This window comes from Limimaricola hongkongensis DSM 17492 (genome assembly GCF_000600975.2).
GTDB classification, from domain to species: domain Bacteria; phylum Pseudomonadota; class Alphaproteobacteria; order Rhodobacterales; family Rhodobacteraceae; genus Limimaricola; species Limimaricola hongkongensis.
The window spans coordinates 459,794-477,474 of sequence record NZ_KK088649.1; the positions used below are offsets into that span (position 1 = coordinate 459,794).

The 17,681-nt window shown below is 69.8% G+C and carries 17 protein-coding genes; 6 read left to right on the forward strand and 11 right to left on the reverse strand.

Features of this window, described 5'->3' with window-relative positions; all coding sequences use genetic code 11:
* Positions 1-78 precede the first annotated feature (78 nt).
* The 4 genes from ilvD to LOKHON_RS04275 all read left to right on the forward strand — a co-directional run bounded on the left by ilvD (position 79) and on the right by LOKHON_RS04275 (position 5,553).
* Positions 79-1,812: a dihydroxy-acid dehydratase gene (gene ilvD / locus LOKHON_RS04260; protein ID WP_017927639.1), complete on the forward strand. Its 1,734-nt coding sequence runs from the start codon at positions 79-81 to the stop codon at positions 1,810-1,812.
* On the forward strand, positions 1,809-2,432 hold the full coding sequence (locus LOKHON_RS04265) for a DUF6478 family protein (RefSeq protein WP_017927638.1): 624 nt from the start codon (positions 1,809-1,811) through the stop codon (positions 2,430-2,432). Before ilvD ends, LOKHON_RS04265 begins: the two co-directional genes overlap by 4 nt.
* A 78-nt stretch (positions 2,433-2,510) precedes the next feature.
* On the forward strand, positions 2,511-4,526 hold the full coding sequence (locus tag LOKHON_RS04270; RefSeq protein ID WP_017927637.1) for an NADPH-dependent 2,4-dienoyl-CoA reductase: 2,016 nt from the start codon (positions 2,511-2,513) through the stop codon (positions 4,524-4,526).
* Positions 4,527-4,647: 121 nt separating this feature from the next.
* On the forward strand, positions 4,648-5,553 hold the full coding sequence (locus LOKHON_RS04275; RefSeq protein ID WP_017927636.1) for a LysR family transcriptional regulator: 906 nt from the start codon (positions 4,648-4,650) through the stop codon (positions 5,551-5,553).
* Between the two features lie 79 nt (positions 5,554-5,632).
* Here the strand turns inward: LOKHON_RS04275 and LOKHON_RS04280 are convergent, their stop codons facing one another.
* The 3 genes from LOKHON_RS04280 to LOKHON_RS04290 form a co-directional block, all read right to left on the reverse strand.
* Positions 5,633-6,571 carry a cation diffusion facilitator family transporter gene (locus tag LOKHON_RS04280; RefSeq protein ID WP_017927635.1) on the reverse strand — a complete coding sequence of 313 codons (939 nt, stop codon included), beginning with the start codon at positions 6,569-6,571 and terminating at the stop codon, positions 5,633-5,635.
* 42 nt (positions 6,572-6,613) lie between these two features.
* On the reverse strand, positions 6,614-7,537 hold the full coding sequence (locus LOKHON_RS04285) for an OmpA family protein (RefSeq protein WP_017927634.1): 924 nt from the start codon (positions 7,535-7,537) through the stop codon (positions 6,614-6,616).
* Positions 7,538-7,646: 109 nt separating this feature from the next.
* Complete coding sequence (locus LOKHON_RS04290) at positions 7,647-8,369, reverse strand: competence/damage-inducible protein A (protein ID WP_017927633.1); 723 nt, start codon at positions 8,367-8,369, stop codon at positions 7,647-7,649.
* Between the two features lie 115 nt (positions 8,370-8,484).
* On the opposite strand from LOKHON_RS04290, the gene map reads away from it, so the two are divergent.
* On the forward strand, positions 8,485-9,318 hold the full coding sequence (gene map, locus LOKHON_RS04295; protein ID WP_017927632.1) for a type I methionyl aminopeptidase: 834 nt from the start codon (positions 8,485-8,487) through the stop codon (positions 9,316-9,318).
* Between the two features lie 3 nt (positions 9,319-9,321).
* On the opposite strand, the gene rsmD is transcribed toward map, so the two are convergent.
* Positions 9,322-9,882: a 16S rRNA (guanine(966)-N(2))-methyltransferase RsmD gene (rsmD, locus tag LOKHON_RS04300; protein ID WP_017927631.1), complete on the reverse strand. Its 561-nt coding sequence runs from the start codon at positions 9,880-9,882 to the stop codon at positions 9,322-9,324.
* A complete protein-coding gene (locus tag LOKHON_RS04305; protein WP_017927630.1) occupies positions 9,879-11,090 on the reverse strand; it encodes an NAD(P)/FAD-dependent oxidoreductase in 1,212 nt (403 codons plus the stop codon). The genes rsmD and LOKHON_RS04305 overlap by 4 nt, the downstream gene beginning before the upstream one ends.
* 88 nt (positions 11,091-11,178) lie before the next feature.
* Between LOKHON_RS04305 and LOKHON_RS04310 the strand changes: the two genes are divergently transcribed.
* Entirely contained in the window at positions 11,179-11,664 is a 486-nt protein-coding gene (locus LOKHON_RS04310) for a peroxiredoxin (protein WP_017927629.1), read from the forward strand.
* A gap of 79 nt (positions 11,665-11,743) precedes the next feature.
* Here LOKHON_RS04310 and LOKHON_RS04315 read toward each other — a convergent pair whose 3' ends face one another.
* The 6 genes from LOKHON_RS04315 to LOKHON_RS04340 form a co-directional block, all read right to left on the reverse strand.
* Entirely contained in the window at positions 11,744-12,031 is a 288-nt protein-coding gene (locus LOKHON_RS04315) for a 4a-hydroxytetrahydrobiopterin dehydratase (RefSeq protein WP_017927628.1), read from the reverse strand.
* Entirely contained in the window at positions 12,028-13,230 is a 1,203-nt protein-coding gene (locus LOKHON_RS04320) for a GNAT family N-acetyltransferase (RefSeq protein WP_017927627.1), read from the reverse strand. The genes LOKHON_RS04315 and LOKHON_RS04320 overlap by 4 nt, the downstream gene beginning before the upstream one ends.
* 31 nt (positions 13,231-13,261) lie before the next feature.
* Positions 13,262-14,038: a glycerophosphodiester phosphodiesterase family protein gene (locus LOKHON_RS04325; RefSeq protein ID WP_017927626.1), complete on the reverse strand. Its 777-nt coding sequence runs from the start codon at positions 14,036-14,038 to the stop codon at positions 13,262-13,264.
* Positions 14,035-14,508: a RidA family protein gene (locus LOKHON_RS04330; protein ID WP_017927625.1), complete on the reverse strand. Its 474-nt coding sequence runs from the start codon at positions 14,506-14,508 to the stop codon at positions 14,035-14,037. The genes LOKHON_RS04325 and LOKHON_RS04330 overlap by 4 nt, the downstream gene beginning before the upstream one ends.
* 70 nt (positions 14,509-14,578) lie before the next feature.
* On the reverse strand, positions 14,579-15,901 hold the full coding sequence (locus LOKHON_RS04335) for an HlyD family type I secretion periplasmic adaptor subunit (protein ID WP_017927624.1): 1,323 nt from the start codon (positions 15,899-15,901) through the stop codon (positions 14,579-14,581).
* The gene (locus tag LOKHON_RS04340) at positions 15,898-17,637 is read right to left on the reverse strand and encodes a type I secretion system permease/ATPase (protein WP_033315452.1); all 1,740 of its coding nucleotides are present in this window, start codon (positions 17,635-17,637) and stop codon (positions 15,898-15,900) included. The genes LOKHON_RS04335 and LOKHON_RS04340 overlap by 4 nt, the downstream gene beginning before the upstream one ends.
* Between the last annotated feature and the right edge of the window lie 44 nt (positions 17,638-17,681).

Below are 17,681 nucleotides of genomic sequence, written 5' to 3' on the forward strand. Positions count from 1 at the left end.
GCCGATGCGCCATCCCGCCTTGCCGTCGGGGCGGGGCCTGTCTATCCCTGCCGCAGCCAACTCCGGAAGGGACAGCCCATGACCAACGCCCGTTTCGACAAGACGAAACTGCCCAGCCGCCACGTGACCGAAGGGCCCGAGCGTGCCCCGCACCGGAGCTATTTCTATGCCATGGGCATCTCCGAAGAGGAGATTCACCAGCCCTGGGTCGGCGTCGCCACCTGCTGGAACGAGGCCGCGCCCTGCAACATCGCGCTCAACCGGCAGGCGCAGTCGGTGAAGATGGGCGTGAAGAAGGGCGGCGGCACGCCGCGCGAGTTCACCACCATCACCGTCACCGACGGCATCGCCATGGGCCATGAGGGCATGCGCTCCTCGCTCGCCTCGCGCGATGCGATCGCCGACACGGTGGAACTCACCATGCGCGGCCATTGCTACGACGCGCTGGTCGGCCTCGCGGGCTGCGACAAGTCGCTGCCGGGGATGATGATGGCGATGGTCCGGCTCAACGTGCCGTCGGTGTTCATCTATGGCGGCTCGATCCTGCCGGGCAAGCTCAACGGCCGCGACGTCGTGGTGCAGGACGTGTTCGAGGCGGTGGGCCAGCACGCCGCCGGAAACATGAGCGACGCCGAGCTTGCGATCCTCGAACGCGTGGCCTGCCCCTCGGCGGGTGCCTGCGGCGGGCAATACACCGCCAACACCATGGCCTGCGTGTCGGAGGCCGTGGGCCTCGCGCTCCTGAATTCCTCGGGCGCGCCCGCGCCCTATGAAAGCCGCGACCAGTATGGCGATTTCTCCGGTCAGGCGGTGATGAACCTGATCGAGAAGAACATCCGCGCCCGCGACATCGTCACGCGCAAGAGCCTCGAGAACGCGGCCCGCGTGGTGGCCTGCACCGGCGGGTCGACCAATGCGGGCCTGCATCTTCCGGCCATCGCGCATGAGGCGGGGATCGATTTCGACCTGCTCGACGTCTGCAACATCTTCCTCGACACGCCGTATTTCGTGAACCTGCGGCCGGGCGGCGAATACGTCGCCAAGGACCTGCACGAGGTCGGCGGCGTGCCGGTGGTGATGAAGGAGCTGCGCAAGGCGGGGCTGCTGCACGAGGATTGCATCACGGCCTCGGGCAAATCGCTTGGCGAGGAGCTGGACCTGATCGACCGCGAGGCGGACGGCAAGGTCATCCACACCGTCGCCAACCCGATCACCAAGACCGGCGGCGTGGTCGGGCTCAAGGGCAACCTCGCCCCCGACGGCGCGATCGTGAAGGTCGCCGGCATGAAGGCCGAGGATCAGGTCTTCACCGGCCCGGCGCGGGTGTTCGAATGCGAGGAAGAGGCCTTCGAGGCGGTCCGCCGCCGCGAATACGCCGAGGGCGACGTGATCGTCATCCGCAACGAAGGCCCGGCGGGCGGGCCCGGCATGCGCGAGATGCTGTCGACCACCGCCGCGCTGTCGGGGCAGGGCATGGGCAAGAAGGTGGCGTTGATCACCGATGGCCGTTTCTCGGGCGCGACCCGCGGCTTCTGCGTCGGCCATGTCGGGCCCGAGGCCGCGCATGGCGGGCCGATCGCGCTTTTGCAGACCGGCGACATGATCACCATCGACGCAACCCGCGGTGAGATCTCGGTTGACCTGTCGGATGCCGAGCTGGCTGAGCGCAAGGACGCGTGGACCGGCGCGCGCACCAATGACTACACCGCCGGCGCGCTGTGGAAATACGCGCAGCTGGTGGGCTCGGCCCGCAAGGGCGCGGTGACCCATCCCGGTGCGACCGGCGAAAGCCACGTCTACATGGACCAGTGAGACGCGCCGCGGCGCGCCTGGCCCGGCTGTGGCGCGCGCCTGCCACGGGCGCCGGGCCGGCGGCGGCGCCGCTGCGCCTGCCCGGCGCGGATTGGGCGTGGCGCCCCGGCCCCTGGGCCGGGGGCGGGCCCGAAAACGGGGCGCGACTGGCCCCGGCGGGCTGCGATCTCGGGGACGGGGTGCGGCTGTTTCACGATGCGGAGTCGCCCGACATCCAGGCGGCGCGGCGTGTGGGCGGTAGCGGGGCGGGGCGGCCTCTGGGCATCGAGCTGCCCCGCTTCGATGGCGGCTTTCTCAGTCTTGCCATCGCCCTGCCCGCCGCGGCGCGGGCCGGGCTGGGACGGCACCACCTGATCGGCATCGACGTGGCGTTCGGCGAAGCCCGCCCAGCGCGCGTCTTTGCCCGGCTCAACCTGCGGCAGGGGCCCAACGCCGAGGCGCTGCTGCGCGACCTTCCCGAAACCGACCTGACCGGCACAGAGTTCGACCTCTGGCCGATCGAGACCGATCCGGCACGCGTGGACGAAGGCTGGATCGACCTGATCTTCGAGGCGCCGCTGCCCGCTCGGATGGAAATTCGCGATCTCGTTATCGCCCGGAGATTGCGCGCCGCGCTCTGAGCCGGCGCGGTTGACGCGGCGTCGAAGGTGACGTGCTGGTCAAGCCCGGTCAATCTCCCGCCCTGAGGGAGGCCCGTCATGTCCGAATATCCGAATCTTCTGTCGCCGATCACGCTCGGTCCCGTGAGCCTGCCCAACCGGGTGATGATGGGCTCGATGCATACCGGGCTGGAGGAGACCGGCGACTGGGACCGGGTCGCCGCCTTCTACGCCGCGCGCGCCCGTGGCGGCGCCGGGCTGATCGTGACGGGGGGCATGGCGCCCAACCGCGAAGGCGGCGTCTATCCGGGTGCTGCGGGGCTGTTCACCGAAGACGACATCGCCAACCACGCTCGCGTCACGCGCGCGGTGCATGACGCGGGCGGGCGCATCGCGATGCAGATCCTGCATGCCGGGCGCTACGCCTATTCCAAGCATTGCGTCGCGCCTTCGGCGATCCGCTCCCCGATCAGCGCCTTCACCCCGACCGCGCTCGACGAGGACGGGATCGAGAAACAGATCGCCGACATCGCCACCTCTGCGGCGCGCTCGGCCGAGGCGGGCTATGACGGGGTCGAGGTGATGGGGTCCGAGGGATATTTCCTCAACCAGTTCCTCGCCCCGCGCACCAATCGCCGCGAGGATCGCTGGGGCGGTTCGTTGGAAAACCGGATGCGGCTGCCGGTCGAGGTGGTGCGCCGGGTGCGCGCGGCGCTGGGCCCTGACAAGCTGTTGATCTACCGCATTTCGCTCATTGATCTCGTGCCCGAGGGGCAGGACTGGTCCGAGATCGTGACGTTGGCCCGCGCGGTGACGCAGGCCGGGGCCGATGTGCTCAATACCGGCATCGGCTGGCACGAGGCGCGGGTGCCGACCATCGTGACATCGGTGCCGCGCGCCGCCTTCGCGGATCTCACCGCCAAGCTGCGGCCCGAGGTGTCGGTGCCGGTGATCGCCTCGAACCGGATCAACGCGCCGCAGCTCGCAGAGGAGATCCTGGACACCGGTCAGGCCGACATGATCTCCATGGCGCGGCCCTTTCTCGCCGATGCCGATTTCGTCGCCAAGGCGGCGCGCGGCGCGGCGGCGCGAATCGCGCCCTGCATCGCCTGCAACCAGGCCTGTCTCGACCACACCTTCTCGGGCAAGCTGACCTCCTGTCTCGTCAATCCGCGCGCCTGCCACGAGACCGAGCTGGTGCTGGAGCCTGTGGCCGCGCCGCGCCGTCTCGCGGTGGTCGGCGCCGGGCCCGCCGGGCTGTCGGCGGCTCTGGCGGCGGCCGAGCGCGGCCACGCGGTCACGCTGTTCGACCGCGCCGACCGCATCGGCGGGCAGCTGCACTACGCCGCAGCCATCCCCGGCAAGGAAGAGTTCCGCGGGCTGATCGACTGGTTCGAGGCCGAAGTCGCGGCGAGCGCGGTGGAGCTGCGGCTGGGCGAGACGCCCGATGCCGATAGCCTCGCGCAATTCGACGCGGTGATCGTCGCGACCGGCGTGCGCCCGCGCGATCCCGCCATTCCGGGGCAGGAGGGGGAGAACGTCATCTCCTATGCCGAACTGCTGTCGGGCCGGTCGCAGGCGGGGGGCCGCGTCGCCGTGGTCGGCGCGGGCGGCATCGGCTTCGACGTGGCCGAGTATCTCGTGACCGATCACAGCATCACCATCGACCCGCCCGCATGGCGCGCCGAATGGGGGGTGGCGCCGCCATGGCAGGCGCGCGGCGGGCTCGCCCCCGACGGCCCGCGCCCCGACCCGGCGGCGCGCCGCGTGACGCTGTTGCAGCGCAAGGCCGAAAAGCTGGGCAAGCGGCTGGGCAAGACGACGGGCTGGGTGCATCGCGCCGGGCTTCAGATGCGCGCCGTCGAGATGCTGGGCGGGGTGCGCTACGAGCGGATCGACGCGCAGGGGCTGCACGTGACCACCGCCGACGGGCCGCGGCTGATCGAGGCCGACACGATCGTGCTCTGCGCCGGGCAGGAAAGCGAACGGACACTGGCCGATGCACTGATCGCGCAGGGGGTGGAGACGCATGTGATCGGCGGCGCGGATGTGGCCGCCGAGCTCGACGCCAAGCGCGCCATCGATCAGGGCACGCGGCTTGCGGCGCGGCTATAGCTGTTTCCGTCTGCGCATCGGTCGCCTCTGAACCGCTTTATTGTCAGGGCGGCGACCCAATCATGCCCGAATCCGGCGTCACACAGGGAGACAACCGAAACGACAAGCGTGGAGAACGGCCATGGACCGGCTGACCGAAATGGAGGCCTTTGCCACGGTGGTGGATCAGGGCGGGTTCACCGATGCGGCGCGCAAGATGGGCATTTCCAAGTCCGCCGTCTCCAAGCATGTCTCCTCGCTCGAGGCGCGGCTGGGCGCGCGGCTTTTGAACCGCACCACCCGGCGGGTATCGCCGACCGAGATCGGGCTGGCCTATTACGACCGGGCGCGGCGCGTGCTCAACGATGCGGGCGAGGCCGACGCGCTGGTCACCTCGATGCAGTCCGCGCCCTCGGGGCTTTTGCGGATCTCGGTCGCGACCGATTTCGGGGTCAATCACCTGAGCCCGGTCCTGGGCGATTTCCTGCAGGAATTCCCCGACATCACCGTCAACATGGTGCTCAACAACCGTTTCGTGGAGCTGATCTCCGAAGGCTTCGACATGGCGGTGCGGATCGGCGAGCTGGAGGACAGCACGCTGCGCGCGCGCAAGCTGACCGAAACCTCCAAGAAGATGATCGCCTCGCCCGCCTATTTCGAACGCTATGGCCGGCCCGCGCGGATCGACGATCTGAACGAGCACAAGCTTCTGCATTACTCCAACGCCTCGAACGGCGCGGTGTGGAAGCTCACGGCGCCCTCGGGCGAGAAGCGGCAGGTGCGCACCGCCGGATGGCTCACCGTCAATGACGGGCAGTCGCTGCTCAACGCCTGCATCGGAGGGCTGGGCATCGCGTATCTGCCGTCCTTTCTCTATGCCGACGCGCTCAAGAAGGGGCTGGTGGAAGAGGCGATCCCGAACCTGCCCGGGGAGACGCAGGGCATCTACGCGGTCTATCCGCCGGGCCGCTTCACCCAGCCCAAGGTGCGCGCCTTCATCGATTTCCTCGTCGAGGCCTTCGCCGAGAAGGGCCCCGACATCTGGTAGCCCCGAAAGCGGTTTTCTGCATCCCGCTTTCGACCTTGGCGGCCCTTCGGGGCCGTCTTTTTTGGCGCCAATGGCCGGCCTAACCGTGGCCGATCGCGGCGGCGCCCTCGCAGGCATGCGCCGCGCATTCCATTTCCAGCGTCACGTGGCCGATGCCGAACCGCTCGCCGAGCGCCGCCTTGATCCGCGACTTGATGCCGTCGGCCTCGGACCAGCGCCCTTCATGCACCGCGACATGCGCGTCGAGCGCGGGGGTGTTTTCCTGCATCTGCCACAAATGCACGTGGTGGACCGAGGCCACGCCATCCATGCCGCGCAGGTGGTCGAGCACGGCGGCGGTGTCGAGATCGGGCGGCGCGCCGAGCATCAGGATGCGGATTACCCCGCCGATCTGGGCGACCGACATCCACAGGATGTAGCCCGCGATGGCGAGCGTCACCAAAGGGTCGACCCAGGCCCAGCCGAAGACCAGCACCGCGATCCCGGCCAGGATCACCGCGACCGATCCCAAAGCGTCGGCGAGGTTGTGCAAAAAGGCCGCGCGGATGTTCACGCTGTCCTTCGACATGGAATAGGTGAGCGCGGCGGTGATCAGGTCGACGAGCAGCGCCAGCCCCGCCACCCAGACCATGATCCAGCCCATGACCGGCTCGGGCGCAAAGATCCGCGCGATCGCCTCGGACCCTAGGTAGAGCCCGATCAGGATCAGCGAGGTGTAGTTCACCAGCGCCGCCACCACTTCGGCCCGGCCATAGCCGAAGGTCATCGCCGCGTCCGCCGGGCGCCGCGCGATCCGGCGCGCGGCAAAGGCGATGATCAGCGACATCGCGTCCGACAGGTTGTGCAGCGCATCCGCGATCAGCGCGAGGCTGCCCGAGACGAGCCCGCCCACGATCTGGACGAGGGTGAGCGCGAGATTGACCGCGATCGCGCCCGCGACCCGCCGGTCGCCCGCATTCGGGTCGATATGGTGGTGGTGATGGCCGCCATGGGCGTGCCCGTGCCGATGCTCCGTCATGCGCCCTCCTGTCCCCGAATGGAGAGCGGCGGGGCGGCGAAATCAACCCCCCGAGACCACCGCCTCGACCCGGCGATTGGCGGCGCGGCCCGCGGCATCGGCATTCGAGGCGCGCGGCGCGAGCCAGCCCGCGCCCTCGGCCCCGAGCCGGTCCGGCGCGATGCCGGTGTCCAGCAGGCGTTGCCGCACCGCCTGCGCCCGCCTGCGCGACAACGCGATATTGGCGTCGAGCGCGCCGGTCATGTCGGTGTGCCCCACCAGCACGAGCCTGCGATTGGGATCGGCGTCGAGCCAGCGCGCGAGCGCGTCGAGCGCCGGGATATCCCGCCCCCCGAGCGCGGCGCGCCCCGGTGCGAAGTCGAGCCCGTCGAGAACCGCGTGACCGTCGCGTTCGAGCAAATCGGCGATATCACCCGTGGCGGCGGGCACGGTAGGCGGCGGGACGATCGTGGGCGCCGCGCGGGCGCCGTCCGGCGTGACGGTGACGATCTGCAGATGCGCGGTCGTGCCGGTCCGGCTTGCCAGGACGCCGACCGCGGCGGGGCCGTCCCGGCCCGGGCTGCGACGCGCCGACAAGGCGTGGAACCGGCCCAGATCGACATGCATCTCGGGCGGTGGCAGCACCTCGATCCCGAAGCGGAAATCAAAACCGCCACAGGCCCTGGCGGTGCAATCGAGCACGATCCCGAAGCCCGCTTGTTCCAGCGCCGCGCGGATCGGCGCGACGATCCGTGACGGATCCGTGCCGCTCTCGATGCGCCAGCCGCGCAGTCGCACCTCTCCTTCCTGCCGGATCACCGGGGGCGGACCGTTTCGGGCCGGGCCCGTCGGCAGATCGTATGTGCCCGTCTCGCGCGTGGTTTCGACGACGAGCTCGGCGCCCGCCGGAACAGGCAGCTCTTGCGGCAGGGCTGGGCCGGGGGCGAGACCGGCGGACAGCGCGGCAAGAAACAGGCGGCCTTTCATGCGGGACCGCGGCTGCCGCCTGCACCACCGCGCCGCCGGAACGGACCGAAATCGCGCGGAAGGGCGGCGGCCCAGGTGATGGCGCGCGCCGCGAAGCCCGCCCGCGGCGTCACGCGCCGAACCGCTCTGAAAGCTGCACGAGCGCGGCCTCGATCTCGGCGCCCTCGGCGCCGCGGATCACGATATTGGTGCCGGTGACGCCGTTTTCCGAAAACGGGTAGGAGCCGATCGAAAGCGCCGGATGCGCCTTGGCCAGATCTGCCAGCGGCTCGGCCACGTCGCCTTCGCCACGCTCGACCCGGACGCTTTGCGACAGCACCGGCCGACCGCCGGGGATCGACGGCAAAAGCCCCGCCAGCATTGCTTCGAAGATGCGCGGCACGCCGGCCATGACATGCACGTTGCGTAGGGAAAACCCCGGCGCGGCGCTGACCGGGTTGTCGATCAGCGTGGCGCCGTCGGGAATGCGCGCCATGCGCAGCCTCGCGGCGTTGAGCTCGACCCCGCGCGCCTCGTAATGGGCGGCGAGGATGCCGCGCGCGTCGTCGCGCACGCCGATCGGGGTGTCCATCGCGGCGGCGACCGCCTCGGCGGTGATGTCGTCATGCGTCGGGCCGATGCCGCCCGAGGTGAAGACGTGGTCATGCGCCGCGGCCAGCGCCCGCACCGCAGCGACGATGCCGTCGTGATCGTCGGACACCACGCGGCTTTCGCGCAGGTCGATGCCGCGCAGCGTCAATTCGCGGGCGAGGTGGTGCATGTTGCTGTCGCGGGTGCGTCCCGAGAGGATCTCGTCCCCGATGACGAGCATGGCGGCGGTCGGGTTGGTCATGGGCGGGCTCCGGTTGGCTGTCACAAGGTATAGGCCGGGGCGGGGGGCATTTCCACGCGGGCGGGTGGATTCCCGTGGCCCGAGGGCCTATTTCATGGGGAAAGGAACAGAGGTGATGACTTTGGACGAGACCGCCGCCGACGAACGCAAGGGCCGCCTGACACGGGACGGCATCCGCATCCACGAGCTCGAGGATTTCGCGGGGATGAACCGCGCGGGCCGGCTTGCCGCGACGATCCTCGACGACATCGCCGAGCATGTCGTCGTGGGCCAGCGCACCTCCGAGATCGACCGGGTCATCACCGACCTGATCGAACAGGCCAACGCCAAGAGCGCCACGATCGGCTACAAGGGCTACCAGCACGCGAGCTGCATCTCGGTCAACCACGTGGTCTGCCACGGCATTCCGGGCGACAAGAAGCTCAAGGATGGCGATATCCTCAATGTCGACGTGACCGTCATCGTCGACGGCTTCTACGGCGACACCAGCCGGATGTACGTGGCCGGCAAGCTGCCGCGCAAGGCCGAGCGGCTGATCCAGGTGACGCATGACGCGCTCATGAAGGGGATCGAGGCGGCGCGGCCCGGCAACACCTTCGGCGATATCGGCCACGCGATCCAGAGCTTCGTCGAGGAAAACCGGATGTCGGTGGTGCGCGATTTCTGCGGCCACGGCATCGGCCGCGTGTTTCACGCGCCGCCCAACGTGCTGCATTACGGCCGCCCCGGCACCGGCCCGGTGCTCGAGGAGGGGATGTTCTTCACCATCGAGCCGATGGTCAATCTGGGCCGCCCGGAAACCAAGGTGCTGGCCGATGACTGGACCGCCGTGACCCGCGACAAGTCGCTTTCGGCGCAGTTCGAGCACACGATCGGCATCACCGCGCAGGGCAACGAGATCTTCACCCTCTCGCCCGCCGACCGGTTTCATCCCACTTGGGACATCTGACGCTCAGCCGTCGCGCTCCATGAGCGTGACATGGGTGTCGCCGTAGCGCCGCGCATCGAGCGGGGAGAACCCCTCGGGCGCGGGCTGCGGCGCGCTTTCCTCCCAGACGATCAGCGCGCCGGGCGCGATCCAGCCGCCCGCGACGGCCGAGGCCAGCGCCCGCGGGCCGAGACCCTTGCCATAGGGCGGATCGAGAAAGACGAGATCCGCGGGTGCCTCTGCCGCGGGCAGGCGGGTGGCGTCGCATTTGAGATGCGTCACCCGGTCGACCACGCGCATCTTGGCCACGTTCTCGCGGATCAGCCGTCCCGACACCCGCCCGTCATCGACGAGCGTGACGTGTGACGCGCCGCGCGACAGCGCCTCGAGCCCCAGCGCGCCGGTGCCCGCGAAGAGGTCGAGCACGCGCGCGCCGTCGACCGGATCGCCGTAGCGCCCGCCCATCAACGCGTTGAACAGGCTTTCGCGCACCCGGTCGGCGGTCGGGCGCAGATGCGCGCCCGCATCCCCCTTGCCGACCGAGGCGAGCGCGAGGCCGCGATGGCTTCCGGCGATGATCCTCATGCCAGAAGCGCCTTGAGATCGGTGTCCGGGTCGGCCACGCGGGCGGGGTCGGGCGATTTGCCCGCATCGATGAGCCGCTTGCCGACCATGTAGGCGCGGCTGTCGTTCATCGCGTCGACCGCGATCAGCTTGGCGCCGCGGTAATACCAGTGCGAGGCCTGCGCGGGCGTGGCGCCCGCCCGCACATGCACTGCGTCCCAGCCGGCATTGAGCCCGGCGATCTGCAGTTTCACGTCGTACTGGTCGGACCAGAACCACGGCTTGGGCCGGTATTCGACCCCGCGCCCCAGCATGTTGAGCGCCGCCGTTTCGGCCATGTCGATGGCGTTGCCGACGCTTTCGAGCCGGATCCGCATGTCGGTCCACAAGAGCGAGGCGCAGTCCCCCGCCGCCCAGATGTGTTCATCCGAGCTGCGGCAGTGGATGTCGCAGCGGATGCCGTTCTCGATGGCGAGCCCCGCGCCTTCGGCAAGATCGGTGGCGGGGTCGACGCCGACCCCCGCGATGGCGAAATCCACCTCGATCCGCGTGCCGTCCGACAGCCGCGCGCCGGTCACGCGATCTTCGCCCAAAAGCCGCTCCAGCCCGCAGCCTTCGCGGATGTCGACGCCGTGACGGGCGTGCAGGTCGCGGAAGTAATCCGAGGTCTGCGGCGCCGCGACCCGGCTCAGGATGCGGTCGGCGGTCTCGACGAGAATCACCTCCAGCCCGCGCTTGCGCGCCACCGCCGCCGCCTCCAGCCCGATATAGCCGCCCCCCACCACGAGCAGGCGGCGGCCCTCGACCATCTCGGGCGACAGCCGGTCGGCATCGGCGAGATCGCGCATCGTGAGAACGCCGGGCAGATCGCCGCCGATCGCGCCCGGCAGGCGGCGCGGATGCGCGCCCGTGCACAGCGCCAGCCGGTCGTAGGAGAGCGTCTCGCCGCCCGACAGTGTCACGCTGCGCGCCTTCGCGTCGATGGCCTCGACCGGCGTGTCGAGACGCAGCTCGACGCCGTTCTCGGCATACCACGCCTCGGGGCGCAGGAAGAGCCGCTCGCGGGCCATTTCGCCCAGCAGGTAGGCCTTGGAGAGCGGCGGGCGCTGATAGGGCGGCGCGTCTTCGGCGCCGAGCAGCGTGATGTGCCCGTCAAAGCCCTGGCTGCGCAGCTTGGCCACGAGCGCGGCCCCGGCCTGTCCGGCCCCGATCACGACGAAATGGGACATGGGCGGTCTCCTTGCTCGAGTGGCGCGGTTGCGGGCGGCAGACTATATCGCGTGGCGTAGACCGCAATCGCGAAAGGGATGGGCACAGATGACGATTTCGACGGGAGACAGGCTGCCAGGCGCGGCGCTGATGCGGATGGGCGAGGACGGTCCCGAGACCGTGGCGCTGGAGGACATCCTGAAAGGCCGCCGCGTGGTGATCTTCGGCCTGCCGGGCGCCTTCACCGGCACCTGTTCGAGCGCGCATGTGCCGAGCTTCCTGCGCAGCATGGGCGCGCTGAAGGCCAAGGGCGTGGACGAGGTCGTCTGCATTGCCGTCAACGATCCCTTCGTGATGCGCGCCTGGGGCGAGGACACGGGCGCCACGGCGGCGGGGATCGCGATGCTGGCCGACCCAGAGGGCGCGTTCACCGCCGCGATCGGCATGGTGTTCTCCAACCCCGCGCGCGGGCTGATCGGGCGCTCGAAGCGCTACGCGCTGATGGCCGAGGATGGCGTGGTGCGGGTCTGGCACCCCGAGGAGGGCACGGCCTGCGACATCTCGGGCGGCGAAAGCATGGTCGCGGCGCTCTGAGCTTCGGGCGGAGGGCCATGGCCCTTCACCATTCCCAAAAATACGTATGGCGCGAGCTGTCGGCCCGTCCGAGGGCCGGTCAGCCGCCCGCCAGCTTGTCCATCTTCGCCGCGAGCTTCGCGTCGAGCGCCGTCAGGCCGCCGGTGTCGTGGGTGGTGAGCGTGACGGTGACGGTCTTGTAGACGTTGGACCATTCCGGGTGGTGGTTGAGCTTTTCGGCCCAGATCGCGGCGCGGGTCATGAAGCCGAAGGCTTCGACGAAGTTCGCGAAGCGGTATGTCTTGGTGACGGCATCGCGCGCTTCGACGGCCTGCCACCCCGCCGCCTTCAACGTCTCTCGCGCAGCATCGTCCAACGGTTCGTTCATTCCTGGTCCTCCATCCGCACCCGCCGGAACGGACCATAGCCCGTCAGCACCTCGATCTCCTCGTCCACCGCCGTGCGCTCGGCGTCGAGATAGCGCGCGACCGCATCGCGAAACCCCGCATCCGCGATCCAGTGCAGCGACTGCGTCGGCACCGGAAGATAGCCGCGCGCGAGCTTGTGCTCGCCCTGCGCGCCCGCCTCGACGCGGGTGAACCCCTGCGCCAGCGCCCAGTCGATGGCGCGATAGTAGCACAGTTCGAAATGCAAAAAGGGGTGGTGTTCGAGCGCCCCCCAGTAGCGGCCGTAAAGCGTGTCGCGCCCGATCAGGTTGAGCGCGCCCGCGACGGGCCGGTCGCCATCCGAGGCGAGGATCAGCAGCATGTCGTCGCGCAGCCGCTCATGCGCGATCTCGAAGAACTCGCGGGTGAGATAGGGTGAGCCCCATTTGCGGCGCCCGGTGTCTTGGTAGAAGGCCCAGACCGCGTCCCAGTGATGCGGCTCGATCTCATCGCCGGTGAGAAAGGCGATGTCGAGACCGCTCTCGGCCGCGCCGCGCCGTTCGCGGCGGATGGTCTTGCGCTTGCGCGAGGAGAGCGCCGCGAGAAAGCCGTCGAAATCGCCGTAGCCCTCGTCGATCCAGTGGAACTGCTGGTTCACGCGGCGCATCAGCCCCATCTGTTCACCGGCGATGGCCTCGGCCTGCGAACAGAAGGTGGCGTGCAGCGAGGACAGCCCGTTATTGGCCGCAAGCTGCACCGCGCCCTGCACGAGCGCCGACAGACCCTCGGCCTCGTGGCCGGGTTTCGCGAGGAAGCGCCGCCCGGTGACGGGCGTGAACGGCACCGCGACCTGCAGCTTGGGGTAATATTCGCCGCCCGCGCGCTCATAGGCGTCGGCCCAGGCGTGATCGAAGACGTATTCGCCCTGGCTGTGGCCCTTGGCGTAGAGCGGCGCGCAGGCGATCAGATCGCCTGCGCGTCGCGCCGCGAGGTAGTGCGGCTGCCAGCCGGTGCCGGGGCCGACCGAGCCGCTTTCCTCCAGCGCCGAAAGGAAGCGGTGCGTGGTGAAGGGATCTCGTGGCCGGCCGTCCTTGGCCTCGGGGCAGGCGCAGGCGTCCCACGCCGCCGCGGGGATGTCGTGCAGGCTGGAATGGGCGGTGATCTCGACCACCGCGTCGGGGTCCGTGTCTGTCTGGCTCATGCGCGCAGAACTGGGCTCGCGGGCCGCCGGGTCAAGAAGACCCGGGGGCCGCGAGATAGCCTTCGAAGGTCACGTTGTCGGCAATGGCACGGGCGCGCGCCTCTTCCTCGGGCGAACGGACGGTCCAGCACAAAAGCGCCGCGCCCTGCGCCTTCAGCTCGGCGAGGCGCGGCCTGTCGAGATCCCTTGCGTCATGGCTGACGAAGCTCGCGCCGAGATTGTCGTAATCGGGGATCTCGCGCAGCCGGTCGGCGATGCGCGGCGACAGGTCGGGCCAGTCCTGCGCATCGAAGCCGCATGTGACGAGCCCGCGCGGCAGGTCGGGCGCGAGCCGGGCCATTTCGGAGACGGAATGCGGATTGAACGACATCACCGCCACCGGCCCCTCATAGCCTTCGAGATCGCGCGCCACGGCGGCCTCGATCGCGCCGACATTGGGGCCGAGCGAATAGTCGTGATCCTTGGTCTCGATCAGTAGCGGCGCCCGCCCCGCCACGAGATCGAGCACCTCGCGCAGCGTCGGGATGGTGTCGGCGCTGCCGATCAACTGGATCTGGCGCAGCGCTTCGGCCCCGCGCGCCGAAACCGGACCGCGTTCGAGCGTCAGCCGCTCCAGCGTGGCGTCGTGGAAGGCCATCGCCTCGCCGTCCTGCGAGACGCGCACGTCGATCTCGATGCCGTAGCCCGCCTCGATGGCGGCGCGTACCGCCGAGAGCGCGTTCTCGGGCCGACCGGCGCCGTGGAAGGCGCGATGGGCGATGGGCCGGTCGAGAAACGCGGCCGGCAGGGCCGGGGCCGGGCGGCTCATGCGAGCGCGAAGACGGCTTCGATCTCGACCGCCACGCCGAGCGGCAGCGCCGCCACGCCCACGGCGGCGCGGGCATGGCGCCCGACTTCGCCGAGCAGCTCGGCCATGAGATCGGAGGCGCCGTTGATCACCTTGGGCTGGTCGGTGAAGTCGGGCGTGCAGGCGACGAAACCGGTCAGCTTCACCAGCCGCGCGATCCGGCCCAGATCGCCATCGCAGGCGGCGCGGGCCTGCGCCAGAAGGCTCAGGGCGCAGGCGCGCGCGGCCTCGGCGCCCTCTTCGGTGGACATGCCGTCGCCGAGGCGGCCCTTGATCAGCCCGTCCGGCCCGGCCGAGATCTGTCCCGAAACATAAAGCAGCCCGTCATGCACGACGAAAGATTCGTAATTGGCGGCGGGCTTGGGCGCGTCGGGCAGCGACAGCCCCTTCTGCGCCAGCTTGCTCTCGATCTGTTCGGACGTGATGCCCATGGTGCGCCTCCGCTGTATTGTCCCGGCGCAAGCTAGCCCGCGCCGGGCAGGGGGGCAACGCCGCGCCGCGTCAGCCCTCGCGGAAGGCCTTGGCAAAGTAGTCCGAGAGCGGCTTGACCAGATAGGCCAGCGGCGTGCGCGCGCCGGTGCGGATGAAGGCTTCGACCGGCATGCCGGGGATCAGGGTCATGTCCGCGGGCATGCGCTCGATCTCGCCTTCCGACAGCTGGATCTCGGTGCGGTAATAGGACACGGCGCGGCCTTCGTCCTGAAAGGCGTCGGCGGAGATCTGCACGACCTGCCCGGTCAGCTCCGGGGTGCGGCGCTGGTCGAAGGCGGGCAGGCGCAGGATCACCTCCTGACCGAGATGCAGCTGGTCGATATCGGTCGGCTGCACCTGCGTGGCGATCACCAGGGGCCGGTCCTGCGGCACGATGTAGAGCACCGGGTCGGCGGGCCGGATCACCGAGCGCGGCGTGTACACGGTGAGCCCGTAGACGATGCCGCCCACGGGCGCGCGGATGTCGAGCCGGTCGAGCTGCGTCAGCAGCGCGCGGCGGCGGTTCGACAGCTCGATCTCGTTGAACTGCAGGTCGCGCAGCTGGCGGATCGCGTCCTGCCGCCGGGTCGAGGAGAGACGCAGGATCTCGATCTCGATCTCGGCGAGACGCCCGCCCGCCTGCGCGGCGGAGGCGCGCAGCTCGCCCTGTCGGCCAAGCAGCTCGGCCTGCTGGCGTTGCAGCCCGAGCACGCGCGTCGCCTGCGCGAGCCCCCGATCGAGCAGCGATTGCTGGTCGCCCAGCTCCTCCTCGATCAATTCGAGCTGACGGGCGGTGGACTCCTGCTGGGACTCGATGCCGACGACCTGGTCCTCGATCTGCTCGCGCTGGCGCGCGAGCTGGTCGGCCTGCTGCTGTTCGCTTTCGAACTGCGCCTCGAGCAGGCGGCGCTGGCCTTCCATCAGCTCGGGCGCGACCGGGTTGTCGGTTTCGAGCAGCAGCGGGGCGAAGACCAGCTCGTCCGTGTCGTCGCGTTCTGCTTCGAGCCGGGCCCGGCGGGCCAGCACCTCGAGAAGCTGGCCTTCGACCACGGCCAGCTCCGAGCGCAGCTCCTCGGGGTCGAGCCGGATCAGCATCTGGCCGGCCTCGACCTCGTCGCCCTCGTCGACGAGGATCTCGTCGACGACGCCGCCATCGGGGTGCTGGACGACCTGTCGGTTCTGGTCGACCTCGATCCGGCCCGACGCCACCACGGCGCCGGAGATCTCGCTCGTCGTGGCCCAGACGCCGAAGCCGCCGAGCAGCACGATCAGCGCGCCGAAGCCCAGGACGAGCGGGCGCGCCGCCGACCAGGCCGAGGGCGCGTCATCGGGGGAAACGGGGGGGCGGCTCACGACACGCCTCCGCCCTTGCCGCCCGAGGCGGCGATTTCACGGTGGTTCTGCACGGTTTCGCGCAAGACGTCCTCCTTGGGGCCAAAGGCGCGGCGCCCGCCGCCCTCGATCATCAGGATCATGTCGCATTCGACGATGGCGGCGGGGCGGTGGGCCATGACCAGCACGCATTTCTTCGCCGCCTTGGCGTCGCGGATCGCCTGGTTGAGCGCGGTGCTGCCGGTGTTGTCGAGATTGGAGTTCGGCTCGTCGAGCACCAGCATCACCGGGTCGCCATACAGCGCGCGCGCAAGGCCGATGCGCTGGATCTGGCCGCCCGACAGCCGCCCGCCCTGCGAGGAGACGACCGTGTCGTAGCCATCGGGAAGCTTGAGAATCATGTCATGCGCCGCCGCCGCCTTGGCGGCGCGGACCACCTCGGCATCATCGGCCTGGGTCGACATCCGGGCGATGTTCTCCTTGATGGTGCCGTCGAACAGCGTGACCTGTTGCGGCAGGTAGCCGATATAGCTGCCCAGAACGTCGGGATCGTACTGGTCGAGGCTGGCGCCATCGAGGCGGATCTTGCCCGCCGCCGGGCGCCACAGCCCGGTCAGCGCCCGCGCCAGCGTCGACTTGCCCGCCCCCGAGGGGCCGATCACCCCGACCGCCTGGCCCGGTTCGACCCGGAAGCTGATCATCCGCAGCGACGCCTGGCTTTCGCCGGGCGGCAGCACGGTGACCTGTTCGCAGGTCAGCTGCGCACGGGGCCTGGGCAGGTTGGTGCGGCGCTCTTCGGGCGGGATCTCGCCCAGGAGCACCGACAGCCGCTGCCAGCCTTCGCGGGCGCGCTGGAAGGAGGGCCACTGGTTCACGATCATCTCGATCGGGGCCAGCGCCCGGCCCAGCAGGATCGAGCCGGCGATCATCGCGCCGGGCGTGATCGCGCCCTGCAGCACGAGATAGGCGCCAAGGCCGAGCATGCCCGATTGCAGCGCCAGCCGGAACGCCTTGATGATGGCGGAAAAGCCGCCGCCGGTATCGGTCGCGCCGATCGAGGCGGTGAGCGAGCGCGCCCGCGCTTCGTTCCAGCGCCCGAAGGCCGCGCCGCGCATGCCCAGCGCCTGCACCATGTCCGAATCCTGCCGGATCTGCGCGCCGATCTGCTCGGAGCGGAAGGTGGCGGCGTTGCTTTCTTCGAGCTGCTTGCGCGACATCAGCTGGTTGGCCACCGCCAGCACGATCAGCACCGCCGCCCCGGCCAGGCCGAGAAAGCCCAGGAACGGGTGGAACAGGAAGATCCCGAAGAAGAAGAGCGGCGCGAAGGGCAGGTCGAAGCTCGATATCAGCGCCGGCGAGGCGATCAGCCGCTGCACGGATTCGAGGTCGCGCTGCGCGGTCGCGGCCTCGGCCCGCGCCTTCTGGCCCGAGCTGGCGCGCAGCGCCGCGGCAAACACCCGCCGGTCGAGCCGGGCCTGGAACCGCGCCGCGATCCGGCTCATCACCCGGCCCCGCACGAGGTCCAGAAGACCCATCATCGCGTAGAGAAACACCACCAGCACCGACAGCGCCACCAGCGTCGCCAGCGACCGCGAGCCGAGCACCCGGTCATAGACGTTCAGCATGTAGAGCGGGCCGGTCAGCATCAGCAGGTTGACGATCAGGCTGAAAATCCCGACGGCCCAGAACAGCCATCGGCTCTGGCTGCGCGCCTCGCGCAACTCCTCGGCGCCAAGCGCGCTTGCATCGCGTGTCATCATGTCCTCGTCTTCCACCGGTGACGGGGCCGCTGATTGTTCGT

Coding starts and splice junctions, on each gene's coding strand:
- LOKHON_RS04330 (WP_017927625.1), bottom strand. CDS start 14,508: ATGGGCATCACGTCCGAACAGATCGAGAGCAAGCTGGCGCAGAAGGGG.
- LOKHON_RS04275 (WP_017927636.1), top strand. CDS start 4,648: ATGGACCGGCTGACCGAAATGGAGGCCTTTGCCACGGTGGTGGATCAG.
- rsmD (WP_017927631.1), bottom strand. CDS start 9,882: ATGAGGATCATCGCCGGAAGCCATCGCGGCCTCGCGCTCGCCTCGGTC.
- ilvD (WP_017927639.1), top strand. CDS start 79: ATGACCAACGCCCGTTTCGACAAGACGAAACTGCCCAGCCGCCACGTG.
- LOKHON_RS04310 (WP_017927629.1), top strand. CDS start 11,179: ATGACGATTTCGACGGGAGACAGGCTGCCAGGCGCGGCGCTGATGCGG.
- LOKHON_RS04325 (WP_017927626.1), bottom strand. CDS start 14,038: ATGAGCCGCCCGGCCCCGGCCCTGCCGGCCGCGTTTCTCGACCGGCCC.
- LOKHON_RS04285 (WP_017927634.1), bottom strand. CDS start 7,537: ATGAAAGGCCGCCTGTTTCTTGCCGCGCTGTCCGCCGGTCTCGCCCCC.
- LOKHON_RS04280 (WP_017927635.1), bottom strand. CDS start 6,571: ATGACGGAGCATCGGCACGGGCACGCCCATGGCGGCCATCACCACCAC.
- LOKHON_RS04290 (WP_017927633.1), bottom strand. CDS start 8,369: ATGACCAACCCGACCGCCGCCATGCTCGTCATCGGGGACGAGATCCTC.
- LOKHON_RS04320 (WP_017927627.1), bottom strand. CDS start 13,230: ATGAGCCAGACAGACACGGACCCCGACGCGGTGGTCGAGATCACCGCC.
- map (WP_017927632.1), top strand. CDS start 8,485: ATGACTTTGGACGAGACCGCCGCCGACGAACGCAAGGGCCGCCTGACA.
- LOKHON_RS04270 (WP_017927637.1), top strand. CDS start 2,511: ATGTCCGAATATCCGAATCTTCTGTCGCCGATCACGCTCGGTCCCGTG.
- LOKHON_RS04315 (WP_017927628.1), bottom strand. CDS start 12,031: ATGAACGAACCGTTGGACGATGCTGCGCGAGAGACGTTGAAGGCGGCG.
- LOKHON_RS04305 (WP_017927630.1), bottom strand. CDS start 11,090: ATGTCCCATTTCGTCGTGATCGGGGCCGGACAGGCCGGGGCCGCGCTC.
- LOKHON_RS04340 (WP_033315452.1), bottom strand. CDS start 17,637: ATGACACGCGATGCAAGCGCGCTTGGCGCCGAGGAGTTGCGCGAGGCG.